General features: G+C 68.8%; 7 protein-coding genes and 1 pseudogene. 2 read left to right on the forward strand and 6 right to left on the reverse strand.

What is annotated here, in order from left to right:
* Positions 1–67: 67 nt before the first annotated feature.
* Positions 68–544 (reverse strand): annotated as a pseudogene (locus tag ACTJJM_RS16165) (Lrp/AsnC family transcriptional regulator); the annotation flags it as partial.
* A 72-nt stretch (positions 545–616) separates the two neighbouring features.
* Between ACTJJM_RS16165 and ACTJJM_RS16170 the strand changes: the two are divergent.
* Positions 617–1492 carry an EamA family transporter gene (locus tag ACTJJM_RS16170; protein ID WP_029379718.1) on the forward strand — a complete coding sequence of 292 codons (876 nt, stop codon included), beginning with the start codon at positions 617–619 and terminating at the stop codon, positions 1490–1492.
* Between the two features lie 78 nt (positions 1493–1570).
* On the opposite strand, the gene ACTJJM_RS16175 is transcribed toward ACTJJM_RS16170, so the two are convergent.
* The 4 genes from ACTJJM_RS16175 to ACTJJM_RS16190 form a co-directional block, all read right to left on the reverse strand.
* Positions 1571–2308, reverse strand: coding sequence for an endonuclease/exonuclease/phosphatase family protein (locus ACTJJM_RS16175; RefSeq protein ID WP_177178893.1), 738 nt, complete (start codon positions 2306–2308; stop codon positions 1571–1573).
* Positions 2309–2361: 53 nt separating this feature from the next.
* A complete protein-coding gene (locus tag ACTJJM_RS16180) occupies positions 2362–3192 on the reverse strand; it encodes a thiol:disulfide interchange protein DsbA/DsbL (RefSeq protein ID WP_010480908.1) in 831 nt (276 codons plus the stop codon).
* A gap of 106 nt (positions 3193–3298) precedes the next feature.
* Positions 3299–3949 carry a thiol:disulfide interchange protein DsbA/DsbL gene (locus tag ACTJJM_RS16185; RefSeq protein ID WP_010480907.1) on the reverse strand — a complete coding sequence of 217 codons (651 nt, stop codon included), beginning with the start codon at positions 3947–3949 and terminating at the stop codon, positions 3299–3301.
* 106 nt (positions 3950–4055) lie between these two features.
* Positions 4056–4856 (reverse strand): c-type cytochrome, encoded by an 801-nt coding sequence (locus tag ACTJJM_RS16190; protein WP_010480905.1) that lies wholly within the window; start codon positions 4854–4856, stop codon positions 4056–4058.
* Positions 4857–5012: 156 nt separating this feature from the next.
* Here ACTJJM_RS16190 and yihA point away from each other — a divergent pair, with 156 nt between their 5' ends.
* Positions 5013–5615 carry a ribosome biogenesis GTP-binding protein YihA/YsxC gene (gene yihA, locus ACTJJM_RS16195; RefSeq protein ID WP_014038472.1) on the forward strand — a complete coding sequence of 201 codons (603 nt, stop codon included), beginning with the start codon at positions 5013–5015 and terminating at the stop codon, positions 5613–5615.
* A 108-nt stretch (positions 5616–5723) separates the two neighbouring features.
* Here yihA and ACTJJM_RS16200 read toward each other — a convergent pair whose 3' ends face one another.
* On the reverse strand, positions 5724–6698 hold the full coding sequence (locus ACTJJM_RS16200; RefSeq protein WP_049409091.1) for an MBL fold metallo-hydrolase: 975 nt from the start codon (positions 6696–6698) through the stop codon (positions 5724–5726).
* Positions 6699–6931 lie beyond the last annotated feature (233 nt).

The following is a 6931-nucleotide window of genomic DNA, read 5'->3' on the forward strand; positions in this document are numbered from 1 at the left end:
CCCCCCCCCTCCCCCCTCCCCCCCCCCCCCCCCCCCCCCCCTCCCCCCCCCCCCCCCCCCCCCCCCACAGGACCGGCAGCAGCGGAACCTCGAAACTCCGCTTCAGCGTGCCCAGTGCTACCGAGGTGCGGAAGCGCTCGATGTTGTCATCGCCACCGAACAGGCGCTCGGTGATCGCTTCGTACTCCTCCATCGACGCCGCCGAAAGCAGCAGGAAATCGCCATCGCCGGTGATCGAGTAGCACTGCTGCACGGCCGGGTCGTCCTGCACGCGGCGCTTGAACGGCGCCACGCGTTCGCGCTGCTCGCTGACCACGCGCACCTCGACGATGATGGTCAGCGGTCGCCCAACCTTGGCTGCGGCGACCACCGCCACGTTGGCGGCGATCACGCCACTGTCCTGCAGGCGCTTGATGCGGCGTTGCACGGCCGGGGTGGACAGGTGCACGGCCTCGGCGATTTCGCGCTGCGGCAGGGTGTTATTCCGCTGCAGGAGGTCGAGGATGGCGCGGTCGAAGCTGTCGAGCACGGGAGCGATGGCCATGGCGAGCAGAAGTTGCACGAACAGGCTGTCAATTGAGCCAAGTGCTCGGCGCCGGCGCAATAGACTTTGCGCATGCAGACCTCACGACTCGCGCCGATGTTGCCGGCGCTGGCGGTGCTCGGCTCGGTCACCTCGCTGGCCATCGGCACCTCCTACGCAAAACACCTGTTCCCGCTGATCGGCGCCCAGGGCACCAGCGCGCTGCGTGTGGGCTTCTCGGCACTGTTGCTGCTGATGTTCTGGCGGCCATGGCGCTGGAAGACCAGCCGCGTGGACGCGATCACCATCCTGCGCTACGGGCTCACCCTGGGCCTGATGAACCTGCTGTTCTACATGGCCCTGCGCACGATTCCCTTCGGCATCGCGGTGGCCATCGAGTTCACCGGGCCGCTGACGGTGGCGATGCTGTCGTCACGACGCCCCATCGACTTCGTCTGGGTGGGCTGCGCGGTGGTGGGTTTGTTGCTGCTGCTGCCGCTGGGCGGTGGCCCGGCGCTGGATCCGGCTGGCGTGCTGTATGCGATGGGCGCAGCGGCGTGCTGGGGCCTGTACATCGTGTTCGGCAAGCGTGCCGGTCATCTGCACGCTGGGCACTCGGTCTCGCTGGGGCTGCTGGCCGCGTCGCTGGTGGTGGTGCCGGTGGGCGTGGTGCATGCCGGCGCCGCGCTGCTCGAGCCGAAGATCCTGGCGGCCGGCCTGCTGGTGGCGCTGGTCTCCAGCGCGATTCCGATGTCGCTTGAGATGATGGCGCTCAAGCGCCTGCCGAAGGAAACGTTCGGCATCCTGATCAGCATGGAACCGGCGGTGGCCGCGTTGTGGGCGATGCTGCTGCTGCACGAGCACCTGCATGGATTGCAGTGGCTGGCGATCGGCTGCACGGTGCTGGCCTCGGTGGGCAGCACGATGACCGCGCGGCGGTTGAAGGTGCCGGTGGTGCAGGCCGGGTAGCGGCAGAGAGCGTGCGGACCAACGGTCCGCACCCACCAGAGCGGCGTGCCAACCAAGATTGGCACCCACCAGGAGCGTTCAGCGCAGGGCGTCAGCCGGGACGTCGATCTGCATCGCCAGGGCGAGGTGATCGGAGAAGGCGGCCGGAACGGCCTCCACGGCGCGGGTCTGCAGGCCGCTGCTGACCAGGATGTGGTCGATGGCGCGGTCGGGGCGCCAGCTGGGGAAGGTCGGCACGATGCAGCCCGGGGGCTGCAGCCGGGTCTTCTGGTACAGCACCTGCATTTCCGGGCGCTCGGCCAGGCAGTTGAAGTCACCCATCAACACGGCGTTCGGGTGGTCGGACAACAGCTCGGCGATGAAGCCCAGCTGTGACATCCGCGAGCCTGCACCCAGCGACAGATGGGCCACCGCCACCGCCAGGCCGTCGGCGCCATCGCCGAACTTGGCCAGCAGCACGCCGCGCCCGCCGATGCGGCCGGGCAGGGCGTGGTCCTGCACTTCCACCGGTTCCAGCTTGCTCAGCAGGCCGTTTGCGCTGGAGGCGACCCCACCCATGCGCCGGTTCGGCTGGTGGCTCCAGTAGTTGAAGCCGGCACGCTGGGCCAGGTAATGGGTCTGGTTGGTGAAGCCCGAGCGCAGGCTGCCCGGGTCGGCCTCCTGCAGGCCGACGATGTCATGTTCGCGCGCCAGGGTGGCGATCGCGTCCAGGCTGCTGCGCTTGCGACCCGCCGGCAGCGCATGTGACCAGCTGCGGGTCACATAGTCGCTGTAGCGGCGGGTACTTGAGCCGGCCTGGATGTTGGCCGTCAGCAAGCGCAGGGTCCGTGTACGGGGGGAATTCACGGCCGGGAAACGCTTCTCTTGGATCAGTGAGCCTGGGCCGCACCGCGTTCGCGGGCGATCAGGTGGTCGGCAATGCGCAGCATGTCCGGGAAGCTCTTGCCCTTCACCAGGTACTTGCCGTTGACGATGATCGACGGGGTGCCGCTGATCTGGCTGCGCTGGGCGAACTGCTTGGCCGAGTTGGTCTTGGCATTCACTGCGAAGCTGCCCATGGTGGCGGCGAACTGCTTCGGATCCACGCCGTAGGCACCGTAGAACTTGGCGATGTCGTCAACCGAATCGGTGCCGCGCTCACCCTTCAGGGTCTTCTGCGAATGGATGGCAGCGTACAGGGCTTCGTGAGTCTTCTCCTGCACACCCAGGGTCTGCGCGGCGTAGAAGGCACGGGCGTAGTTGTCCCAGGTGCCGCCGAACATGGCCGGCACGTAGACGAAGTTCACATCGCTCGGCAGGCCGGCCTTCCACGGGCCGACCAGCGGCTGGAACGCGGCGCAGGCCGGGCAGACGTAGCCGAAGATCTCGGTCACTTCGATCTTGCCGGCGGCCGGCTGGAACGGCTGGCCGTTCGGGATCACCTGGTAGTCGGCGCCTTCCACCGGGGCCGGGCCGGTCAGCGCGGCGGTGGTCGGGGCTGGTGCAGCGGCCGGGGCGGCTTCAGCCGCGGCCTTCTCGCCTTCGGCAGCGGCCGGTGCGGCGCCTTCGGTACCCGCGGCCGGCGCAGCCGGTTCGGTGGTCGCCGGAGCTGCAGCCGGTTCGGCCGGGGCCGCGGTGGTGTTGGTGCTGCCGTCGTCGGCCTTGCAGGCAGCCAGGATTGGCAGCAGCGCTGCGAGGGCGAGGGCGTAACGGATCTTCATGGAAACGTCTCCAGCATCTGGAAAGGTGGGGCCGGCGTCATGCGCCGGCCAGGGGGAAATGATGACACGCGGCGGCGACAGCGCCGTGTCGGTGGTGGGTGTTGGTTCAGCGGCCGCGGGCGGCGCGGGCCTGAGCGATCAGCGCCGAGGCGATGCGCAGCTGGTCGTCGAAGCTGTCGCCACGCACCAGGTACTGGCCGTTGATGATCAGCGCCGGGGTCCCCGGGATCCTGGTGCGCTGGGCGAACGCGCGGGCGGCATCGACCTTCTTCTGTACGGCATCGCCGCGCAGGGCCTGCAGGTAACGGTCCGGGGTCACGCCGTAGGCCTTGTAGAAGGTGGCGAGCTCATCGGCCGAAACGTTCTGCATCGGCAGCGAGCCGTCCTGGTGCAGGGCCTTGAACACGGCGCCGTGGCTGCGCTTGGCCACGCCGACTTCGTCGGCGGCGTAGTAGGCCAGGGCCCAGGCGTCCCAGGCGCCGCCGAAGGCCGCCGGAACCGGGGTGAAGCGTACGTCGGCCGGCAGCTTGGCTGCCCAGGCTTCCAGCTGCGGCTCGAAACGGGCGCAGTGCGGGCAGGTGTAGCCGAAGACTTCGACCACCTCGATCTTGCCGGCCAGCGGCTGGAACGGGCCCGGCTGGGCGATGCGCTCGTAGTCTTTGCCTTCGACCAGCGGGGCATTGGCAGGGGTTGCGGCGCAGGCTACCAGCGGCAGCAGCACCAGCACAGACAACAGCAGGCGGGAAATCAACCTCATCGACACGCATCTCCGTTGAAAAAAGCAACGCCGGCGCGGTCGCCGGCGTGAAGGAAACATACCGCAGGCGAGGGCCGCGGTGGCGGCCCCGGCCGACCAATGGTGGTCAGGGGGCGGCAGCCGGTTGTGCCGGCGTGGTGGCAACGGCCACGTCGTCGGCCTTGTTGTGCAGACCCTGCAGGTAGCTCGACAGTGCCTGCACCTCCTGCTCGCTCAGCTTCTGCGCGACCGTGGCCATGATCTGGAAGTGCGCCTTGTCGGTTTCGTTGGTCTGGCCGGCCTGGTATTCCTGCAGGCGGCGCGCGACATAGCTGGCGTGCTGGCCACCAATGTGCGGATAGGCCGGGCCGGGATTACCGGCGCCGCTGGGGCCGTGGCAGGCCATGCAGGCCGGCAGGCCGCGCTTGGCGTCGCCGCCGCGGTACAGCTGCTGGCCGATCTCGTAGAACTTCATGCCCTTGTAGGGGCCGTCGGTGACCGCCGTGTCATCGGCGATGCCGGCGGTGGCCTTCTGGGTGGCGAAGAACGCGCCGATGTCGCGCATGTCCTGCGGGGTGAGGTTCTGCACGAACGGCACCATCGCCACCGCCGCACCGGAGCTGCGCTGGCCGTTGGCGATCAGGGCCATCTGCTGGGCGACGTAGCGTTCGCTCTGGCCGGCGATGGACGGGTACATCTCCACCGTGGAATTGCCATCGGCGCCATGACAGGCCGCGCAGGCCGAGGCCTTGGTCTGGCCGGCCTTGGCGTCACCCCAGGTGGTCTTGCTGAAATCCACTTCCAGCGAGGCGGTGCGGATCGGCCCGTTGTCGGGCAGCGGGGTCAACGTGGTCTGCGCGAACGCAGCAGCGGCAACGACTACAGCAGTGGCAAGGGCGGATACGGCAAGAACGCGAGCGTGGCGCATGCTGAAGCTCCGTATGGACCGGGCCGGGCGGTGGCCGCCGGCGTCGCCCGGATTATCAACGCCGTTTCCTCGCACGGTCAACGCAGCACTGCAGCAAAATGCCCGCAACGGCCGCCGGCACGGGCGCGCGGCGCCGCAACATGCGATCCTAGGCACATGTCATTGCTCATCGAACGCGCCCGTTACCACCTTTCGGCCCACAACGTGCGGCAGCTGCCGCCCGACGAAGGGGCCGAAGTGGCCTTCGCCGGCCGCTCCAACGCCGGCAAGTCCAGTGCGCTCAACGCGCTGACCCGCCAGAACGCCCTGGCCCGTGTCTCCAAGACCCCCGGCCGTACCCAGCAGCTGGTGTTCTTCCAGGTCACCCCGGAAGCGCATCTGGTCGACCTGCCCGGTTACGGCTACGCCAAGGTGCCGCTGGACCTGCAGGCGCACTGGCAGGCCTTCATCGACAGGTATTTCCGCACCCGCGAAGCCTTGAAGGGCCTGGTGGTGGTGATGGATATCCGCCATCCGCTGAAGGACTACGACCGGCAGATGCTGTCCTATGCCGTGCAGCGTGGCCTGCCGGCGCACGCGCTGCTGACCAAGGCCGACAAGCTCAGCCGCAGCCAGCAGATGCAGTCCCTGCAGAAGGTGCGCAAGGAGCTGCAATCGGCCTATGGCGACAGCGTGAGCGTGCAGGTGTTCTCCGGCGAAGACCGTACCGGTGTGGACGAAGCCCGCGGCGTGATCGGCGGCTGGTTGGGGCTGGAGTAAGGCATCCCCTGCCTTTCTGTAGAGCCGAGCCTACGCTCGGCTGCCGCGCGCAGCGCGGCCAGGCCCAGGTTGCCGAGCATGGGCTCGGCTCTACAAGGGCTCATCGGCTCATTTCAACGGCGAATACTCCGCCGGCACCCACGCATAGGCCTTGCCCTCGCCACGCACATGGCCCAGGCCGGGGAACGGCAGGTGCGCACCGGCCACCCACCAACCGTTGACGGTGGCCTGCTGCAGCAGCCCGCGACGGCTGGCGATGGCCGCCTTGCGGTCCGAATCGGCCTCGAATGCCGCCTCCGGGTGCGCGAACTGCACCGCATGGAAGTGCAGCACATCGCCCCATACCAGCAGTGACTCGCCCTGGCTGTCGAACCGGTAGGAGACATGGCCGGGCGTATGGCCATGGGTGTCCATCGCCACCGCGCCACCGGGCAGGGCATCGCCGGGGCTGAAGGTGCGCAGGTGGCCGCTGGCCTGGTACGGCGCCACCGCGTTGCGCGCCAACGGGAAGGCGAAGCGCACGCCCTTCGGTGCGGTGGCCTCGCTGGCCGGGTTGAGCCAGTAATCGGCATCGGCCTTGGACAGCCACACCGTGGCATTGGGATAGGCCGGCTTGCCCTGCGCGTCGAGCACCCCGCACAGATGGTCCGGATGGGCGTGGGTCAGCAGCACCTCGTCCACCTCGGCCGGGTCCACGCCGGAGGCGCGCAGATTGCCCAGCACCTGGCCCAGGCCGGGGCCAAAGCACTGCGCGGTGCCGGTATCGACCAGGGTCAGGTGGTTGCCTTGGCGGATCAGGAACGCGTTGATCGCTGTCTGCAGGCCTTTCTTGTCCTCAGGCACGTAGCGGCCTTCCAGCAGGCGGCTGACCAGCGTCGGCGGCACGTCCACCACTTCCTGCCGGCCCAGCGCGACCACGCCGTCGAACAGGGCGGTGACCTGCAGTGCGCCGACGCGCTGGTGATAGACGCCAGGCACCTGCTGGGTGGGGGCGGGTGAAGTAGCCTCGGCCAGCGCGGCCAGCGGCAGGGACGACAGGGCCAGCAGCAGGGCGGAGCGCAGGGGCAGGTGGCGCAGGGTCATGGTGGTTCTCGGTGGATGACGGGTGGTTCCGTTGGCCTAGCGTGCCGTGGCTGGCGTGTGCGCGGCGCTCAAACCACTACGTGGAATGCTCAGGGAAGGGGGGGCTGCAGGGCTGCGCCCTGCACCCGCAGAGGCAACGGCAACAGCCGAATGGCGGGGTGGGTCCGGTTGCGGGGGCCGCTGCAAGTACGTCCCTGTAAGCTCGGTCGCCGCATCCATGCGGCTCACGCCCC

The sequence above is a fragment of the Stenotrophomonas sp. 22692 genome, assembly GCF_052045015.1.
Classification (GTDB): domain Bacteria; phylum Pseudomonadota; class Gammaproteobacteria; order Xanthomonadales; family Xanthomonadaceae; genus Stenotrophomonas; species Stenotrophomonas geniculata.

Coding starts and splice junctions, on each gene's coding strand:
- ACTJJM_RS16190 (WP_010480905.1), bottom strand. CDS start 4,856: ATGCGCCACGCTCGCGTTCTTGCCGTATCCGCCCTTGCCACTGCTGTA.
- ACTJJM_RS16185 (WP_010480907.1), bottom strand. CDS start 3,949: ATGAGGTTGATTTCCCGCCTGCTGTTGTCTGTGCTGGTGCTGCTGCCG.
- ACTJJM_RS16200 (WP_049409091.1), bottom strand. CDS start 6,698: ATGACCCTGCGCCACCTGCCCCTGCGCTCCGCCCTGCTGCTGGCCCTG.
- ACTJJM_RS16180 (WP_010480908.1), bottom strand. CDS start 3,192: ATGAAGATCCGTTACGCCCTCGCCCTCGCAGCGCTGCTGCCAATCCTG.
- yihA (WP_014038472.1), top strand. CDS start 5,013: ATGTCATTGCTCATCGAACGCGCCCGTTACCACCTTTCGGCCCACAAC.
- ACTJJM_RS16170 (WP_029379718.1), top strand. CDS start 617: ATGCAGACCTCACGACTCGCGCCGATGTTGCCGGCGCTGGCGGTGCTC.